The organism is Bacillus sp. LR--39 (genome assembly GCF_053613335.1).
This window is the reverse complement of the sequence record NZ_JBSIOT010000253.1, coordinates 1-1193: the sequence shown is the minus strand read 5'-3', so window position 1 is coordinate 1193 and position 1193 is coordinate 1. Positions and strand designations below refer to the sequence as shown.

The window sequence follows — 1193 nt, the reverse complement described above, 5'->3', positions numbered from 1 at the left end:
ATGACCTCTGTCATAAATAAGAAAAACGCCAAAATCCAGAGAATCATTGCCAAAAATCCAACAGACAAATGCAAATCATAAAACAAATTCACTACAAAAATCGCATTTGACATGATCACGCCAAAGAAAAACAGGAAGTACGTAAAGAAAAAATAAAACAAATCAAAGATAATCCGTTTTCGTTTCAGCTTAAAAAACTGCGCCAAAAATTTGAGCACGACATATTGATTGCCGCGCGCCCATCGGGTGCGCTGGCGCCACCATACCTTCCATGTTTCCGGTTCCTGCTCCCACGTGATGGCGGCAGGGAAAAAGCGGATATGATATCCGAGATTATATACCCGGATGGTCAGCTCAGTATCCTCAGCGAGCGCTTTGTCATCCCAGCCTCCGAGCTTTTCGATAATGCTTCTGCGGATCGCGAAGTTGGTGCCTGGGATCGTGGCGATTTTGAACCACTTCCATCTGCCTCCCTGGGCCATCCACTGAAAACAGATCGTTTCGATATTAATAAACCTCGTCAGCAGCGTCTTTGCCGCATTGATGACGCGGAATTTCCCTATCACGGCGCCTGCCTTTTCGTCATTCATCAGGCCGAGCACGAGGTAATACACGGCCATTTTCTCAGGCGTATTGTCGGCGTCATACACACAGATCACATCGCCGTTTGATTCGGCAAAACCTGAGTTAAGTGCAGAGGATTTTCCTTTTCCTGCATTTGGCGGCTTCGTAATCACCATTTTGATGAAATCGTATTTCTCGGAAAATTCATTGACGATATCACCCGTCCGGTCTGATGAATTATCATTAACGACGATAATCTCCAGCCGGTCCTTCGGATAATAAAGGTTGACCATCGCCTTCAGTGTCTGCCGAATCACAACCTCTTCGTTATGCGCCGGGATGAGAACGCTGACCTTCGGCAATTCCTTCATGTTTTCTCTCCACTTCGGGATATTCCGTTCGAAGGTCATATAGTGGCGAAACCCGCCCTGCATGAGAAACATGTGGTAGAGAAGCATAACCCATATTAAACTTAGCGAGATAAAGAACAGCGTATTACCCAAGGCTTCTTCTCTCCTTAAAAATTCGTTTTTTCAATGTGGCTCTCAAGTAAAACGTATAACTGACAAACATGATGACAAATAAGAGCACAACAGCGGAGAGAATCCATAACGCCTTTTCCAGAGGGG

2 protein-coding genes are annotated in these 1193 nt (G+C 45.4%); both read right to left on the bottom strand.

The window, feature by feature from the left end; genetic code table 11:
* Positions 1 to 1067: glycosyltransferase family 2 protein (locus ACWHAR_RS22265; RefSeq protein ID WP_452087855.1), on the bottom strand; the 1067-nt coding region annotated here is incomplete at its 3' end.
* Positions 1060 to 1193: hypothetical protein (locus tag ACWHAR_RS22260; protein WP_452087856.1), on the bottom strand; the 134-nt coding region annotated here is incomplete at its 5' end. The genes ACWHAR_RS22265 and ACWHAR_RS22260, both read right to left, overlap by 8 nt.